Source organism: Streptomyces sp. NPDC091376 (genome assembly GCF_044757085.1).
GTDB lineage: Bacteria > Actinomycetota > Actinomycetes > Streptomycetales > Streptomycetaceae > Streptomyces > Streptomyces pratisoli.
The window spans coordinates 57,300-72,932 of the sequence record NZ_JBIVUF010000015.1; the positions used below are offsets into that span (position 1 = coordinate 57,300).

The following is a 15,633-nucleotide window of genomic DNA, read 5'->3' on the forward strand; positions in this document are numbered from 1 at the left end:
AACCGGTCAGGTCGGGCGGTGTGGATCGGCGAGGTGGGCTTCGAGGTCGGCGAGGCGCCGTCTTGGAAGCGGACGTTGGAGCGGACGGCCTTGGGCCGCTCGTCGAGGGTGCGGTTTTCAGCCATCAGTTGGCGGACTCGCTGCTTGAGGGTGGTGTTCTCGGTGGTGATCCGCTGAATGGCTCCCTCGGTTCATTCGGCTGCAAGTCGTGTATCTGGCCGAGGTGTCAATCCCCTCGAACTGTGGAGACCTTCCTGTGCAGCCAGCTTCTCGGTGGGGCTGGCCCAGTAGTGGTGTTCGGTCGACCGGGGCTCGTGAAGCCGCACACGCTGTGTAGCCGACGGCTGTTGTAGGAGTCGGTGATCCAGGTCGCGATCCGGATCCGGGCCTCGGTGCGGGTGCTGAAGGTGTGCCGGTGGACGTACTCGACCTTCAGCACGTTGTTGAACGCCTCGCTGACGGCATTGTTGAATGGAAAGTGAAGCGTGAAATGAAGGACACTGGTTCCACGGACGCCGCAGCCGTTGTAGCGGCCGAATGGCGGGCGATCCTGGAGTTCGACCCCGACCTCATCGATCCTGCAATGGTCCGAGCCGCTTACGCCCAGCCCGGCTGCAGGAACTGTATCCGCGCGTCAGCCACGGGATCCTGCACCTGAGCCGGTGCACGGGCTTCCCCTCATCGCATGACGTCCCCCTGGTGTACCCCCTGGTCAAGGGAGGCTTCCAAGTCTCCGGCGCATCCGACACCGGAGTCCTGGGCGAGGTGGCCACGGTCGAGGAGGCGTTCGCTCTGGTGGCGGTCAACCTGCCGGAAGGCTGCGGACCAGCCATCATCGGAACGGCCAACGACCTGTGACCGCAGACAGTGCGACCCCCCAGTGGCTGGAGGAGGGCTCCTTGGGACAGGGAACGGGGAAGTTCATCGGGCGTGGCTGGAGGCCGGGACGGGAGGCGGGGCGACGGGTGTGGTGCCGTGCTGTTGCTTGCCTGTCGGGGTGGCGACGTAGAGGGCGCGGCGGGTGCGGGCGGGGACGTCCTGGACGGTGCGCTGCAGCGGTTCGGTGGAGATGAGCGAGGCGGTGAAGGCCGCGACGAGCGTGGTGGGCGTACCGAACGAGAAGCGCGCCGTCCAGTGCGGCTCGCTGGGGTACCCGCCCCAAGCAGGCCAGGCCAGTTCGCCGGAACCGCTGGTGGCGTAGCGGTGGCGTACACCGCCGAGTCCCTCCGGGGTGAGGAATGTCTGCGTGCCGTCGGTCCTTACGGCGTGGCTCCAGCCGCGGGTGAGCAGAGGCGCGTACGCCTCGTACCGCGGTATAACGCCCACACCGCACATCCAGCGCACCCACCAATCCCCAGGTCAGAGCCCTTGCTTCGCCGGCTCCAGGATCGCGACGCACTCCACATGGTGCGTCATCGGAAACAGGTCGAACGCCCTCAGCGTCCGCGGCCTGTACCCGTTCTCGCGGAAGTACGCCAAGTCCCGTGCCAGTGCCGCCGGGTCGCACGCCACGTACGCGATGCGGCGGGCGCCGAGGTTCGAGACGTACTCGACGGTGGACCGGCCGGCTCCCGCGCGGGGCGGGTCGAGGACGACGAGGTCGGCCTCGGTGATGCCGGTGCGCGGGAGGACGGACTCGACCTTGCCCTGCTCGATGCGGACGCGCGGGAGGTCCTGGAGGTTGTGGCGGGCGTCCTCGACGGCGCGCTTGCCGGACTCGATGCCGAGGACCGCGCCCTTCTCGCCGACGCGCTGGCCGATGGCGCCGGCGAACAGGCCCACGCCGCAGTAGAGATCGAGGGCCGTGTCGCCCTTACGGGGCAACAGGCCCTGCATCACGGCCTCGACGAGGGTCTGCGCGGCCTTCGGGTGGACCTGCCAGAAGCCGCCCATCCCGACGCGGTAGGTGCGGTCGTCGGCCCGTTCGCGGACGAAGGGGCGGCCGTGGACCCGGTGGACGCTCTCGTCATTCTCGTGGATCCGGAGGACGGAGACCGGCTTGTCGAGCTCCACGATCGGCAGCCGCGCGCCGGGGCGCGGCGTGAGGATCACCTGGCGGTCGCCGGAGCCGGTGGCGGCGATGGCCTCGATCGACGCCATGCCCTCCCAGGTGCGCTTCTCGATGCCGAGTTCGGTGACTCCCGGCGCCGCGATCATGCAGTGCTCGACGGGCTCGACCTCGTGGGAGCGGTGGCGGCGCAGTCCCGCCCGGCCCTCGGCGTCGACGGCGTACTGGACGCGCGTGCGCCACGCGGGCACCTCGCCGGCGGGCAGCTTGTCGCCCTCCGCCGGCATGACCGTGCCGTCCCAGCCGGCCTCCTCGGGGGTGAGGCTCGCGAGACGCTTCAGCTGCTCCGTGACGACCTCGCCCTTGAAGCGGCGCTGCGCGCCCGGCTTGGCGTGCTGCCAGTCGCAGCCGCCGCACCTGCCGGGTCCCGCGAACGGGCACGGCGCCTCGACGCGGTCCTTGGACGCCTCCAGGACGCGTACGGCGTCGGCGCGCAGATAGCGGGAGCCCTCCTCGCCCTCGGTGACGCGGGCGACGACCTTCTCGCCGGGCAGCGCGTGCCGGACGAAGAGGACCTGCCCGGCGTCGGTGCGGGCGATGCAGTGGCCGCCGTGCGCGACGGGGCCGATCTCGACCTCGTACTCCTGCCCGACGAGCGAGGCATCGGAAGCGTTCGGCATGACGGGGTGACTCCAGGGATACGAGAGGGGCTGTCGTCCGTGCGCGGACGACAGCCCCCCAGTCTACGTGGGTGCGAGGGCACCTCAGCCCTTGCTGCTGGGCTCCTTGGGGCGCTCGTTCACCGGCCCGCGGCGGACCGAGCCCGGCGCGTTCCAGTCCTGGCGCTTCTTGGCCCGCTTCTTCGCGAGTTCGGAGGACTCCAGCTGGTACGGGACGGAGGTGACCATGATGCCGGGGGTGAACAGCAGCCGGCCCTTGAGGCGCAGCGCGCTCTGGTTGTGCAGCAGGTGCTCCCACCAGTGGCCGACCACGTACTCGGGGATGATCACGCTGACCGCGTCCCGCGGGCTCTCGCGCCGCAGGCCCTTCACGTAGTCGACGATCGGCCGGGTGATCTCGCGGTAGGGCGAGTGGAGGATCTTCAGCGGGACGTTGATGCCGCGCCGCTCCCACTCGTCCTTGAGCGCCTTCGTCTCGGCCGGGTCGACGTCGATGCTGAGCGCCTCCAGCCGGTCGGAGCGCATCAGCTTGGCGTAGGCGAGGGCGCGCAGGGTGGGCCGGTGGACCTTGGACACCAGGACGATGGAGTGGACCCTGGAGGGCCGCACACTGTCGTCGCTGGGCTCGTCGGGCGCGGCGATCTCCTCCGCGACCCGGTCGTAGTGCCTGCGGATCGCGCTCATCGTCACGTAGAAGATCACCATGCCGAGCAGCGCCACCCAGGCACCGTGAGTGAACTTGGTGACGAGAACGACGACCAGCACCAGCCCGGTGAAGAAGGCACCGAACGTGTTGATCGCCCGCGAGCGGATCATGTGGCGCCGCTTGGCCGGGTCGCGCTCGGTCTTCAGATGGCGGTTCCAGTGCCGGACCATGCCGGTCTGGCTGAGCGTGAAGGAGACGAAGACGCCGACGATGTACAGCTGGATCAGCTTGGTCGAGTCGGCTCCGTACACCCAGACCAGCAGGATGGCCGCGCCGGCCAGCAGCACGATGCCGTTGGAGAAGGCGAGCCGGTCACCGCGGGTGTGCAGCTGGCGCGGCAGGTAGCGGTCCTGGGCGAGGATCGAGCCGAGCAGCGGGAAGCCGTTGTACGCGGTGTTCGCCGCCAGGAAGAGGACGAGCGCGGTGGCCGCGGCGAGGACGACGAAGAAGAACGTGTCGTCGCCGAAGACGGCGGCCGCGACCTGGGAGATCACCGGGTTCTGGACGTAGTCGGAGCCGACCGGTTCACCATTGCGGATCAGGTCGTGGGCGGGGTTCTCGGCCATCCTGACGTCGGTGGCCATGGCGAGGCCGATGATGCCGCAGAACATGGTGACGGCCAGCGCTCCCATGAGCAGCAGCGTGGTCGCGGCGTTCTTGCTCTTGGGCTTGCGGAAGGCGGGGACGCCGTTGCTGATGGCCTCGACGCCGGTGAGCGCGGCACAGCCGGACGAGAAGGCACGCAGCAGCAGGAAGACCAGGGCGAAGCCGGCCAGGCCCTGGTGCTCCGGCTTGATCTCCAGGTCGGCGGTCGGGGCCCGCATGGTGTCGTCGAGGACGAAGCCGCGGTACGCGCCCCAAATGATCATGATGAAGACGCCGAAGACGAAGACGTACGTCGGGATCGCGAAGAGCTTGCCCGACTCCTTCACGCCGCGCAGGTTCATCAGGGTCAGCAGCACGATGATGACGATGGCGCAGAGCACCTTGTGCTCGACGACGAAGGGGATCGCGGAACCGAGGTTCTCCACGCCGGAGGAGATCGACACGGCGACGGTGAGGACGTAGTCGACGAGGAGCGCGCTGGCGACGGTGAGACCGGCCTTGGGGCCGAGGTTGGTGTTCGCCACCTCGTAGTCGCCGCCGCCGCTCGGGTACGCGTGGACGTTCTGCCGGTACGAGGCGACGACGGTGAACATCAGGACCACGACGGCCAGCGCGATCCAGGGGCTGAAGTGGTACGCCGACACACCCGCGATGGAGAGGACCAGCAGGACCTCTCCGGGGGCGTACGCCACCGAGGAAAGCGGGTCGGAGGCGAAGACCGGCAGTGCGATGCGCTTCGGCAGGAGCGTTTCTCCGAGCCTGTCGCTGCGCAGCGCCCGGCCGATCAGGATCCGTTTGGGCACGTCGGTCAGTTTGGACACGCTGAGGATCGTAAGGGTTTCTCTTGACAGCGCCCAGCCGAGGCTGTCACTGCCGCCGAATCCGCCGTCCGTCGCGACGCTGCGCCGATGACGCGTGCACTCAGCGCTACGCCAGGTGCGGCGCCCCCGCCTTCGGCACCGCGGATGAGGGCAACGTCGGTGCCGCGTCATAAGCTCGTCAAGGGCAACCACCGCACACTGATGCCCCGTCGTTGCCCGGCAGAGCCGAGAGAGAAGAGTGAACAGGGTGTTTGCGCAGGTCAGCGGGTTGACCGGGATGACCAGGACTGCGGGGTAGTCAGGTGCACATCGTCATCATGGGCTGTGGGCGTGTGGGAGCGGCGCTCGCGCAGACCCTGGAGCAGCAGGGGCACACGGTCGCCGTCGTCGACCAGGACCCCACGGCCTTCCGCCGCCTGGGCGCCGGTTTCGGCGGCCGCCGTGTCACCGGTGTCGGCTTCGACCAGGACACGCTCCGCGAGGCTGGCATCGAGGAGGCCGGTGCGTTCGCCGCGGTGAGCAGCGGTGACAACTCGAACATCATCGCCGCGCGGGTCGCCCGCGAGATGTTCGGGATCGAGAACGTCGCGGCGCGGATCTACGACCCGCGTCGGGCCGAGGTGTACCAGCGCCTGGGCATCCCTACCGTGGCCACCGTCCGCTGGACGGCGGACCAGATGCTGCGCCGGCTGCTGCCGTCGGGCGCGGAGCCGCTGTGGCGCGACCCCAGCGGGGGCGTCCAGCTCGCCGAGGTGCACACGTCACCGGCCTGGATCGGGCACAAGGTGAGCAAGCTGCAGGAGGAGACGGGCGTGCGGGTCGCGTTCCTGACCCGGCTGGGCGAGGCGGTCCTGCCGACGTCCCAGACCGTGCTCCAGGAAGGCGATCTGGTGCATGTGATGATGCGGACGGACGAGGTCGAGAAGGTCGAGGCGGCGTTCGCCCAGGGTCCTGAGGAGGGCGGTCACTGATGCGGGTCGCGATTGCCGGGGCCGGCGCGGTGGGTCGTTCCATCGCGGGAGAGCTGCTGGAGAACGGGCACGAGGTGCTCCTCATCGACAAGGCGCCCACGGCCATCTCGGTGGAGCGGGTGCCGCAGGCGGAGTGGCTGCTGGCCGACGCCTGTGAGATCACGTCGCTGGACGAGGCGGCGCTGCAGCGCTGCAACGTCGTGATCGCGGCGACGGGTGACGACAAGGTGAACCTGGTCGTGTCGCTGCTGGCGAAGACCGAGTACGGCGTGCCGCGGGTCGTCGCCCGCGTGAACAACCCCAAGAACGAGTGGCTGTTCAACGAGTCGTGGGGCGTGGATGTCGCGGTGTCCACACCGCGTCTGATGTCGGCGCTGGTCGAGGAGGCGGTGAGCGTCGGCGACCTGGTGCGGCTGCTGCGCTTCAGCCACGGCGACGCCAACCTGGTCGAGCTGACCCTGCCGCCGGAGTCGGCGCTGGCCGGCACCCAGGTCGGCGATGTGGCCTGGCCCGAGGACACCTCGCTGGTGACGATCATCCGCGGCCCCCGGGTCCTCACCCCGCACAACGAGGAGACCCTGGAGCCGGGTGACGAGCTTCTCTTCGTGGCCGCCCAGGCGCGTGAGGAGCAACTGGAGGACCTCCTCTCGGTCCGCCGCGAGAACCCGACGACGACGGGCTGAAGCGGCCGGCCGGGACCGCCTCGGTCACGAACCGCGGACGAGGCGGCCGAAGGCAGGCAGAAGGGCTCGGGACCATGTGTCCCGGGCCCTTTCGCGTACGAGTCTGTGCCTCGTGCGCGTACTGCCTATGCCTCGTGCGCGTACTGCCTATGCCTCGTGCGCGTACTGCCTATGCCTCGCCGTCGCGCGCGGCGGCCTCCTTACGGGCCTCCTCCTCGCGCTCCTGCGCTTCCATCTCGGCGAAGACGTCGATCGGCGGCGGGGCCTTCGCCAGGAAGACCCAGGTCAGGTACACCGCCAGCAGGAACGGCGGGATCTTCAGGGTGACCAGCACCCAGCCGAGCTGTGTCGTGTCGGCCCACCAGTAGAGCGGGAAGAGGATCGCGCACTTGGCGAGCAGGATCAGACCCCAGGCCCAGCTGGCCTTGGCGTAGGCCTTCTTGCGGCCCGGGTTGCGGGTGCGCCAGGAGAGGTTCTCCTTGAAGACCGGGCCGAGGATCAGGCCGATCAGCGGCACTCCGGCCAGGGTGGTGATGATGTACGCGAGGGCCAGGCCCAGCGTGTACAGCATGCCCGGCAGGTAGAAGTCCTTCGCGTTGCCGGTCATCATCGCGAAGACGACGCCGAAGGCGACCCCGAAGACGCCGCTGAACGCGTGCTTCACGGTGTCCCTGCGGATCAGCCGCACGGCGACGAGGAGCAGCGACAGTCCGAGGGCCGCGATCGCCGAGAGGTGCAGGTCCTTGTTGATCGTGAAGATCGTGACGAAGAGCAGCCCGGGCAGGACCGTCTCCACCGTGCCCCGGATCCCGCCGAAGGCCTCGAAGAGGGCCGCTTCGGTCACGGCCCTGGACTGGTGGCCGTGGCCGTCGTGGTCCTGCTCCTGCTTGGTCGGCTTGTCGAGGGACGTCACCGGCTACTCCTGTCCGAGCGGTCGGAGCTCGTATTTGGGATTGAACAGCACCCGCCGGCCGTGACTCATGGCGATCCGGCCGGACGCGATCATCTTGCGGCCCGGTTCTATGCCCACGATGGAGCGCCGGCCCAGCCACACCACGTCCAGGGCGGCGGAGCCGTCGAACAGCTCCGCCTCCAGGGCCGGGACCCCGGCCCGCGGTCGCAGGGTGACCGTGCGCAAGGTACCAGTCACCTTCACGATCTGCCGGTCCCCGCAGTCGCAGATGGGGGTGCAGCCCGATGCCTGCGCGTCCTCCTGAAGCTCCTCCGATTCGAGTTCCTGCTGGGAGCTGGACAGACGGTCGAGCATCCGGCGGAAGCGGCCGGCCGGCTTCTCCGCGTTCCCGGATCGAGGTACAGCACTCATACCGAAAGCCTACCGGGGTGGTCCCCGGACATCGTCAAGAGCCGATCGGTGCCGGTCTGCGGTGGATCAGCGCTCGAAGCGGTAGCCCATGCCCGGCTCGGTGACGAAGTGTCTCGGGTGCGAGGGGTCGGCCTCCAGCTTGCGGCGCAGCTGGGCCATGTACACCCGGAGGTAGTTGGTCTCCGTGCCGTACGAGGGTCCCCACACCTCCTGGAGCAGCTGCTTCTGGCTGACCAGCCGGCCGGTGTTGCGGACCAGCACCTCCAGCAGGTGCCACTCGGTCGGGGTGAGCCGGACGTCGCGGCCGTCCCGGTTGACCTTCTTCGCGGCGAGGTCGACGGTGAAGTCCTCGGTCTCGACGACGACGATCTCGTCGTCACCGCCGGCCGGCTCGGCGCGGCGGACCGCCGCCCGCAGCCTGGCCAGCAGCTCGTCCATGCCGAAGGGCTTGGTGACGTAGTCGTCGGCACCGGCGTCGAGCGCCTCGACCTTCTCGTCGGAGGTGTGCCGGGCGGAGAGCACCAGGATCGGGACCCGGGTCCAGCCGCGAAGCCCCTTGATCACCTCGACGCCGTCCATGTCCGGCAGTCCGAGGTCGAGGACGACGACGTCGGGATGGCGTGCCGCGGCGAGCTGCAGCGCCGTCGCCCCGTCGGGGGCCGCGTCCACGTCGTACTTGCGCGCCTTCAGATTGATCACGAGGGCGCGTACGATCTGCGGCTCGTCGTCGACCACGAGCACTCGGGTCATTGAGTGCCTTCCTTCCGTCTTTCGTCCATGCGCCGGGGGTGGGTCCGTGCGTCGGGATGGTGGGTGCGCCGGGTCAGCCGATGACCTGGGCGGGGAGTTCGGAGCTGACCGGAGCGGTGCCGGACTCCGCCCGGAGGGTGAGGACCATCGTCAGACCGCCGCCGGGAGTGTCCTCGGCGGACAGTGTGCCGTCCATCGCCTCGGTGAAGCCGCGGGCCACGGCGAGGCCGAGCCCGACGCCGGAGCCGCGCGGGGCGTCGCCGTAGCGCTGGAAGGGCTCGAAGATTCGTTCCTTCGCGTCGTCCGGGACGCCTCGGCCGCGATCCACGACCCGTACCTCGACGCGGTTGCCGAGCGCGCTCGCGGACACCACGACGGGTGTCGCGTCGGGACTGTACTTGACGGCGTTCTCGACGATGTTGGCGACGGCCCGTTCCAGCAGCCCCTTGTCGACGCGCACCATCGGCAGTGTTTCGGGGATCTCCAGTTCGACACTTCCCTCGGGGACGCCGACGAGCGCCATGGGGACGACCTCGTCGAGGTCGATGTCGCGGATGAGCGCGGTGACGGTGCCGGTCTGGAGGCGGGACATGTCGAGCAGATTGCCGACGAGGTGGTCGAGCCGGTCGGCGCCCGCCTCGATGCCTTCGAGGAGTTCGGCCTGGTCGTCCTCGGACCATTCGACGTCGTCGGAGCGGAGCGAGGAGACGGCGGCCTTGATCCCGGCGAGCGGGGTGCGCAGATCGTGGCTGACCGCGGCGAGGAGCGCGGTACGGATCTTGTTGCCCTCGGCGAGCTTGCGGGCCTCCTCAGCGGCGCCGACGAGGCGCTGGCGGTCCAGGACGACCGCGGCCTGGGCGGCGAAGGCGCCGAGGACCCGCCGGTCCTCGGCGGGCAGGACCCGCCCGGACAGCGCCAGCGCCATGTCGTCGCCGACCGGCATGTCGACCTCGGCGTCCTCGGGGCGGCGGGCGGGGCTGGGTCCGACGCTGCCCGCACAGGTCCACGGTTCGACGTCGCTCTCCCGCTCCAGCAGCGCCACGGACTCCATGCCGAAGGTCTCGCGGACCCGCTCCAGCAGCGCCTCCAGGCTCGCCTCGCCGCGCAGCACGCTGCCGGCGAGGAACGAAAGGATCTCGGACTCGGCGCGCAGCCGGGCGGCCTGGTGGGTGCGGCGGGCCGCGAGATCGACGACGGAGGCGACCGAGACGGCGACCGCAACGAAGACGACGATGGCGACGATGTTCTTCGGATCGGCGATCGTGAACCGGTGGAGCGGCGGGGTGAAGTAGTAGTTCAGCAGCAGCGATCCGACCGCGGCGGAGGCGAGGGCCGGGAGCAGCCCGCCGAGGAGGGCCGCGGCCACGGTCAGCGCCAGGAACAGCAGCATGTCGTTGGCGAGGCCGAGGTCGGCGTCGGCGTGCGTGAGCAGCAGTGCCAGCAGGGCGGGTCCGGCCACGCCCACGAGCCAGCCCCAGATGATGCGGGAGCGGCCGAGGCGGGCGCCCCGGGCGACGGGGAGCCCGCGGCCCTTGGCGACCGCTTCGTGGGTGACGATGTGGACGTCCAGGTCGGGCCCGGACTCACGGGCGACGGTCGCGCCGACGCCGGGTCCGAAGACGTACTGCCAGGTCTTGCGGCGTGAGGAGCCCAGCACGATCTGGGTGGCGTTGACCCCGCGCGCGAACTCCAGCAGCGCGGACGGGACGTCGTCCCCGATCACATGATGGAACGTACCGCCGAGATCCTCGACCAGCGTGCGCTGGACCGCCAGCTCCTTCGGCGACGCCGCCGTCAGCCCGTCGCTGCGCGCGATGTAGACGGCCAGCACCTCCCCGCCCGCGCCCTTCTCCGCCAGCCGCGCGGCACGGCGGATGAGCGTGCGCCCCTCGGGGCCACCGGTCAGACCGACCACGATCCGCTCCCGGGCCTGCCAGGTCGAGCGGATGTTGTGTTCGCCCCGGTACTGCTGCAGGTACTCGTCGACGCGGTCGGCGACCCACAGCAGGGCCAGTTCCCGCAACGCGGTCAGGTTCCCCGGCCGGAAGTAGTTGGACAACGCCGCATCGACCTTGTCGGACTTGTAGATGTTGCCGTGTGCCATCCGCCGCCGCAGCGCCTGCGGCGACATGTCGACCAACTCGATCTGGTCCGCACGGCGCACGACCTCGTCCGGCACCGTCTCCCGCTGCCGCACCCCGGTTATCGACTCGACGACGTCACCCAGCGACTCCAGATGCTGGATGTTCACCGTCGAGACCACGTCGATGCCGGCCGCGAGCAGCTCCTCGACGTCCTGCCACCGCTTCGCGTTGCGCGAACCCGGCACGTTCGTGTGGGCCATCTCGTCCACCAGGGCGACCGCCGGACGCCGCTCAAGGACCGCGTCGACGTCCATCTCCGTGAACACCGTGTCGCGGTACTCGATCTCGCGGCGCGGGACCTGCTCCAGCCCGTGCAGCATGACCTCGGTACGCGGCCGGTTGTGATGCTCGACGAAGCCCACGACGCAGTCCGTGCCCCGCTCGATGCGACGGTGTGCCTCGGAGAGCATCGCGTACGTCTTGCCGACGCCCGGCGCCGCTCCCAGGTAGATCCGTAGCTTGCCGCGTCCCATGGCCTCATTGTCCTTCACCGGCAACCGCGCGTCGGTTGCTGCGCCCGTCACGGACGCCTTGTTGAAGTTACATCCATGAAATCGGGCAAATAGGACAGGTTGCGGTGCTCAGGGGCCTATTGACGCGATTCTGACGCCCCTGGCGAGAGCGCGGATCCGGTGGAACGACGGTGGGCCGCACCCCGGAATCCGGGGTGCGGCCCACCGCACGACAGACCGGCCCGCCCTTCGGGCGGGCATCCGGCTCAGCGCACCTCGGTGATCTCCGGGCCGCGCTGCAGCTGTCCCATGCCACCGGAGAAGCGGGACGTCTCCTGGTCCTCCTGCTGGACGCCCTCGGGCACCATCTGCGCATCGTTCGGCAGCTTCAGGACGATCGGGTCGCGGGGCGCCATCGGACCATCGCCGCGGACCACAACCGTGTCCCGGAAGATCTGCTCCAGCAGGCCGGCGGCCTGCGGCTGCACCGCACCCTGCCCGGAGATCACTCCACGCAGGAACCAGCGCGGCCCGTCGACGCCGACGAAGCGCACCAGCTGTACGCCACCGGTGCCGTCCGGCAGCTGGACCGGGACCTGGGCCCGCAGCTCCCAGCCGAGGGGACCCTCGACCTCGTCGATGATGCCGCCCTGCTGGGTGATGCCGGAGGCGATCTCCTCGCGGACCTCGCCCCAGATGCCCTCCTTCTTGGGCGCGGCGAACCCTTGCAGCTGGACCGCGCTGTCCCGCAGCACGACCGTCGCCGCCACGATCGCGTCGCCCGCGACCTCCACGCGCAGCTCCATGCCCTCGACACCGGGCACGAAGAGACCACCCAGGTCCACACGGCCCTCTTCGGGCTTGGAGACCTCGGAGACGTCCCAGGGGCCGTCGGGCCGGGGCTCCGGCGGAAGGTTCACCCGGCGCGGCGCGTCCTGCTCCGCCGCCTCGTCCGTGTCGAGCTCGTCGACGACCTGCTCGGCCTCGCCCGCCACATCCTCGGCGGCACCGCTCTTCTTGCGACGTCCGAACACGTCACTGTCCTTCCCGGTCGGATACGACCGAAGCGTATCTATTCCCACCCTGTGAGCCGCCCGAGCCGTCAACGGCGGCGTGACCGCCGGTGGACCCGAAGCCCCCCTCGGCCCGCGCCGAGCCGGGAAGCTCCGCCACCTCGTGGAAGCGCACCTTCTCGACCTGCTGGACGACCAGTTGGGCAATCCGGTCGAACCGCTCGAACCGCACGCTCTCACGCGGGTCCAGATTGACCACGATCACCTTGATCTCCCCACGGTACCCGGCATCCACCGTCCCTGGGGCATTCACGAGGGCGAGGCCGCACCGGGCCGCCAGCCCCGAACGCGGATGCACGAAGGCCGCGTACCCGTCCGGGAGCGCGACAGACACTCCCGTGGGCAGAACCGCGCGTTCGCCGGGTGCGAGCTCGGCGGCCTGTGTGGTCACCAGATCGACACCGGCATCGCCCGGGTGTCCGTATTGCGGAATCGGTACCTCCGGGTCCACGCGCCGGATCAGTACGTCGACGGGATCGCGCATCAGGGGTTCACCTCGAAGGCGCGGGCGCGCCTGACCTGGTCGGGGTCGGCCATCGCCGCCTGGATCTCCTCCGGGCGGCCGTTGTCGATGAAGTGGTCGACCTTGACTTCGATGAAGAGGGCCTCGGCGCGGACGGCCACGGGCCCGTCGGGGCCGCCGATCCGGCCGGTGGCCCGGGAGTAGATCTTGCGGCCGCTGACCGCGGTGACCTCGGCCTGAAGGAACAGCACCGTGTCCACGGGCACGGGACGCACGAAGTCGGTCTCCAGCCGTCCCGTCACCGCGATCACCCGCAGCAGCCAGTTCAGCGAGCCGAGCGTCTCGTCGAGCGCGGTGGTCAGGACACCGCCGTGGGCGAGGCCCGGCGCGCCCTGATGGGCGGGGGCCACGGTGAACTCGGCGGTGAGACTGACACCCTCGCCGGCCCGCGCCTCCAGGTGCAGCCCGTGGGGCTGCCCGCCGCCGCAGCCGAAGCAGTACTCGTAGTGCGCGCCGAGAAGCTCACCGGGAGCGGGCGCGTCGGGGTGCCGTACCGGCGCTATGGCGTCGGCCGGAGGGGTCAGTGCAGTGCTCACAGGCGCAGACCTTACCCGCGCGGCTACCCGCAGGTCGCGCCGTGCCAAGCTTGGTTTCATGCAGCCCTCCGCCACACCCGCCGGCTCCCCTGCCGCGCCCCGTTACGACGAGCGCCTGACCGCCCCCCGCTCCTGGTGGCTGATCACTGTCATGGTGGCGCTCTCGGGCGGGCTGGTGCTGCTTCCGCTGGGTCCGGTGCCGATGCTGGGCGGGCTCATCGCGGCGGGCGCGCTGGCGGCGGCCGCGGTGAGTTCGTACGGCTCCGCCCGGATCCGGGTGGTGGCGGGCTCGCTGGTCGCGGGCGATGCCCGGATTCCCGTGTCGGCACTCGGCGAGGCCGAGGTGCTGGACGCGGAGGAGGCGCGGGCCTGGCGCTCGTACAAGGCGGATCCGCGTGCCTTCATGCTGCTGCGCAGCTATGTGCCGACGGCGGTACGGGTGCCCGTCACGGACCCGCAGGACCCGACTCCCTACGTGTACGTCTCGACCCGCGACCCGCGGGGCCTGGTGGCCGCTCTGGACGCCGTACGGGCCGCCTGAGGCGACGCGGCCGGGGCGGGTGGTCGGAACGATGCCCGAGGCGGGTGGCCGGGACAACGCCGGAGGTGGGCGTTCGGGGCGACGCGGCGAAGCCGGCGGTCCGGCCGTCATCGCGCCGCGTCAGTGACCGAGTTCCTTGCGCAGCTCGGGCGGGATGCCGTGCGGCAGCTCCTCCGGCTGTTCGAGCCGGGGCTGCGGGGGCAGGGCGTCCCAGGAGACCTGGCGCTTGCGCAGATCCTTCCTGATGCGCTCCGCGAGCTTCCTGGTGTCGCGCCGGTTCATCACGGCACCGACCGCGGCACCGATCATGAAGGGCATCAGGTTCGGCAGATTCCGCACCATGCGCTTCATGATCTGCTGGCGCAGTTCGCGCTTCATATGGCCGCCGAGGGCGGCGTTGATCGTCGACGGTTTGGTCACGTCGACGCCGCGCTCCTCCGACCAGCTGTTCAGATACGCGACGGAGCGTTCCTTGAGATTGCCGGGCGCACGCAGGCCGTAGACCTCGTGCAGCTCGGCGATGAGCTTCAGCTCGATCGCCGCGACGCCGATGATCTCCGTGGCCAGTTCGGCCGGCAGCGCGGGCGGCACCGGCATCATGGCCGCGGCGCCGATGCCGGCGCCCACGGTCGAGGTCCCGTTGGCCGCGCCCGCGATCAGCTTGTCGGCGAGCTGCTCCGGGCCGAGGCCCGGGAACTGTGCCCGCAGGGTGGCGAGATCGCGGACCGGGATGCGCGGCGCGTACTCGATGAGCCGGTCGGCGATGAAACCGAGCGTCGCCTTGGCGGCCTCGCCGCTCTTGCGAACGCCGGTCCTGGCCGCCTCGCCGCTCCTGCGAACGCCGGTCCTGGCGACCTCGCCGCTCCTGCGCACTCCGTGCCTGACCGCGTCCAGGCGCCGAGCCCTGGTCGAGGGCTGTGCCTGGGGCGCGGCCTCGAGCGAGGCCGATCGGCCCCGCTCGTCGTCACGCACACCCGAAGAGGGCAGGTCGACATCGCCGTCCTGCCCGTCGGACGACTCGGCGCCGTCCCACGGGCCAGGACCGCCCGGATGTGCCTCCGGGGAGCCCTTGCGCCGGAAACGCCGCTTCGCCGGCCGGTCCGCCGGTCCGTCGCCTGCCATGCCGACCGGACCTCAGTCGCAGTCGCGGCAGATCGGCTGACCGTTCTTCTCTCGGGCCAGCTGGCTGCGGTGGTGCACCAGGAAGCAGCTCATGCAGGTGAACTCGTCGGCCTGCTTGGGAAGTACCCGGACCGCGAGCTCCTCGTTCGAGAGGTCGGCTCCCGGCAGCTCCAGGCCTTCTGCGGCCTCGAACTCGTCGACGTCGACCGTGGAGGTCGTCTTGTCGTTCCGCCTGGCCTTCAGCTCTTCGAGGCTGTCGGAATCGATGTCGTCGTCGGTCTTGCGTGGGGTGTCGTAATCCGTAGCCATGTCGCTCTCCCCCTCTGGGTGTTTGCGGTGTCTCAGCGCACGTAACGCGTGAGAGGCCGGACTTGTGCCCGACCTGAGGCGGAGATTTTGCCTCACATCAAGGTCTGTTACTCAATCGACACCCAATCCGACCCCTCAAGAGTGATCAGCTTGGATGGCGATCAGGACCGTACACGGTCCTAATGTCGCACTTCACGGGCGCCACCCCGTGTACTTCCCGTCATTCGGACCCCCGGAAACCCGGACGTTCCCGGCGTTCCCGAGGATCTTTGATGACGGAGAGTACATGGCCGGAAAATCGCCCCTGTGATCGATCACACATCGAACTTTCGGTCACGGGTCCCGAAAATTCCGCGTAAAGCGAACAGGGGGCGATTCCGGAGA

Annotated in this window: 18 protein-coding genes; 5 read left to right on the forward strand and 13 right to left on the reverse strand. The window is 69.9% G+C overall.

Translation table 11 applies throughout. From position 1 onward, the window contains the following. Positions 1 to 226 precede the first annotated feature (226 nt). Positions 227 to 439 (reverse strand): IS3 family transposase, encoded by a 213-nt coding sequence (locus ACIQMR_RS28095; protein WP_401392914.1) that lies wholly within the window; start codon positions 437 to 439, stop codon positions 227 to 229. Here ACIQMR_RS28095 and ACIQMR_RS28100 point away from each other — a divergent pair. Both ACIQMR_RS28100 and ACIQMR_RS28105 read left to right on the forward strand, forming a co-directional pair. Further along, positions 416 to 658, forward strand: coding sequence for a hypothetical protein (locus ACIQMR_RS28100; protein WP_401393249.1), 243 nt, complete (start codon positions 416 to 418; stop codon positions 656 to 658). The two genes, ACIQMR_RS28095 and ACIQMR_RS28100, sit on opposite strands and share 24 nt — an antisense overlap. Further along, entirely contained in the window at positions 655 to 858 is a 204-nt protein-coding gene (locus tag ACIQMR_RS28105) for a DUF6193 family natural product biosynthesis protein (RefSeq protein ID WP_401393225.1), read from the forward strand. Before ACIQMR_RS28100 ends, ACIQMR_RS28105 begins: the two co-directional genes overlap by 4 nt. Positions 859 to 921: 63 nt before the next feature. Here the strand turns inward: ACIQMR_RS28105 and ACIQMR_RS28110 are convergent, their stop codons facing one another. The 3 genes from ACIQMR_RS28110 to ACIQMR_RS28120 form a co-directional block, all read right to left on the reverse strand. Further along, positions 922 to 1,326: a DUF317 domain-containing protein gene (locus ACIQMR_RS28110; RefSeq protein WP_401392917.1), complete on the reverse strand. Its 405-nt coding sequence runs from the start codon at positions 1,324 to 1,326 to the stop codon at positions 922 to 924. A 33-nt stretch (positions 1,327 to 1,359) separates the two neighbouring features. After that, the gene (locus tag ACIQMR_RS28115) at positions 1,360 to 2,688 is read right to left on the reverse strand and encodes a class I SAM-dependent RNA methyltransferase (protein ID WP_401392920.1); all 1,329 of its coding nucleotides are present in this window, start codon (positions 2,686 to 2,688) and stop codon (positions 1,360 to 1,362) included. An 84-nt stretch (positions 2,689 to 2,772) separates the two neighbouring features. Then, positions 2,773 to 4,821 carry an APC family permease gene (locus tag ACIQMR_RS28120; RefSeq protein WP_401392923.1) on the reverse strand — a complete coding sequence of 683 codons (2,049 nt, stop codon included), beginning with the start codon at positions 4,819 to 4,821 and terminating at the stop codon, positions 2,773 to 2,775. Positions 4,822 to 5,123: 302 nt separating this feature from the next. Here ACIQMR_RS28120 and ACIQMR_RS28125 point away from each other — a divergent pair, with 302 nt between their 5' ends. Together ACIQMR_RS28125 and ACIQMR_RS28130 are read left to right on the forward strand one after the other, a co-directional pair. After that, positions 5,124 to 5,792 carry a potassium channel family protein gene (locus ACIQMR_RS28125; RefSeq protein ID WP_401392926.1) on the forward strand — a complete coding sequence of 223 codons (669 nt, stop codon included), beginning with the start codon at positions 5,124 to 5,126 and terminating at the stop codon, positions 5,790 to 5,792. Beyond that, positions 5,792 to 6,475, forward strand: a complete 684-nt coding sequence (locus tag ACIQMR_RS28130) for a TrkA family potassium uptake protein (RefSeq protein WP_266388226.1) — start codon at positions 5,792 to 5,794, stop codon at positions 6,473 to 6,475. The genes ACIQMR_RS28125 and ACIQMR_RS28130 overlap by 1 nt, the downstream gene beginning before the upstream one ends. A 169-nt stretch (positions 6,476 to 6,644) precedes the next feature. Here ACIQMR_RS28130 and ACIQMR_RS28135 read toward each other — a convergent pair whose 3' ends face one another. The 7 genes from ACIQMR_RS28135 to ACIQMR_RS28165 form a co-directional block, all read right to left on the reverse strand. Further along, positions 6,645 to 7,388 carry a DUF3159 domain-containing protein gene (locus tag ACIQMR_RS28135; RefSeq protein ID WP_401392929.1) on the reverse strand — a complete coding sequence of 248 codons (744 nt, stop codon included), beginning with the start codon at positions 7,386 to 7,388 and terminating at the stop codon, positions 6,645 to 6,647. A 3-nt stretch (positions 7,389 to 7,391) separates the two neighbouring features. Next, the gene (locus ACIQMR_RS28140) at positions 7,392 to 7,799 is read right to left on the reverse strand and encodes an OB-fold nucleic acid binding domain-containing protein (protein ID WP_401392932.1); all 408 of its coding nucleotides are present in this window, start codon (positions 7,797 to 7,799) and stop codon (positions 7,392 to 7,394) included. 66 nt (positions 7,800 to 7,865) lie between these two features. Beyond that, positions 7,866 to 8,549: a response regulator gene (locus ACIQMR_RS28145; protein ID WP_401392935.1), complete on the reverse strand. Its 684-nt coding sequence runs from the start codon at positions 8,547 to 8,549 to the stop codon at positions 7,866 to 7,868. Between the two features lie 73 nt (positions 8,550 to 8,622). Continuing rightward, positions 8,623 to 11,166, reverse strand: a complete 2,544-nt coding sequence (locus ACIQMR_RS28150) for an ATP-binding protein (protein WP_401392938.1) — start codon at positions 11,164 to 11,166, stop codon at positions 8,623 to 8,625. Between the two features lie 245 nt (positions 11,167 to 11,411). Continuing rightward, positions 11,412 to 12,179 (reverse strand): DUF3710 domain-containing protein, encoded by a 768-nt coding sequence (locus ACIQMR_RS28155; protein ID WP_401392941.1) that lies wholly within the window; start codon positions 12,177 to 12,179, stop codon positions 11,412 to 11,414. 1 nt (position 12,180) lies between these two features. Then, a complete protein-coding gene (dut, locus tag ACIQMR_RS28160) occupies positions 12,181 to 12,702 on the reverse strand; it encodes a dUTP diphosphatase (RefSeq protein WP_266388242.1) in 522 nt (173 codons plus the stop codon). Next, the gene (locus tag ACIQMR_RS28165; protein ID WP_401393228.1) at positions 12,702 to 13,244 is read right to left on the reverse strand and encodes a PaaI family thioesterase; all 543 of its coding nucleotides are present in this window, start codon (positions 13,242 to 13,244) and stop codon (positions 12,702 to 12,704) included. Before ACIQMR_RS28165 ends, dut begins: the two co-directional genes overlap by 1 nt. 91 nt (positions 13,245 to 13,335) lie before the next feature. On the opposite strand from ACIQMR_RS28165, the gene ACIQMR_RS28170 reads away from it, so the two are divergent. Continuing rightward, positions 13,336 to 13,818, forward strand: a complete 483-nt coding sequence (locus ACIQMR_RS28170; protein WP_401392944.1) for a DUF3093 domain-containing protein — start codon at positions 13,336 to 13,338, stop codon at positions 13,816 to 13,818. 120 nt (positions 13,819 to 13,938) lie between these two features. Here ACIQMR_RS28170 and ACIQMR_RS28175 read toward each other — a convergent pair whose 3' ends face one another. Together ACIQMR_RS28175 and ACIQMR_RS28180 are read right to left on the reverse strand one after the other, a co-directional pair. Next, a complete protein-coding gene (locus tag ACIQMR_RS28175) occupies positions 13,939 to 14,940 on the reverse strand; it encodes a hypothetical protein (RefSeq protein WP_401392947.1) in 1,002 nt (333 codons plus the stop codon). Positions 14,941 to 14,952: 12 nt separating this feature from the next. Beyond that, positions 14,953 to 15,249, reverse strand: coding sequence for a DUF4193 domain-containing protein (locus ACIQMR_RS28180; RefSeq protein ID WP_017946571.1), 297 nt, complete (start codon positions 15,247 to 15,249; stop codon positions 14,953 to 14,955). Positions 15,250 to 15,633 lie beyond the last annotated feature (384 nt).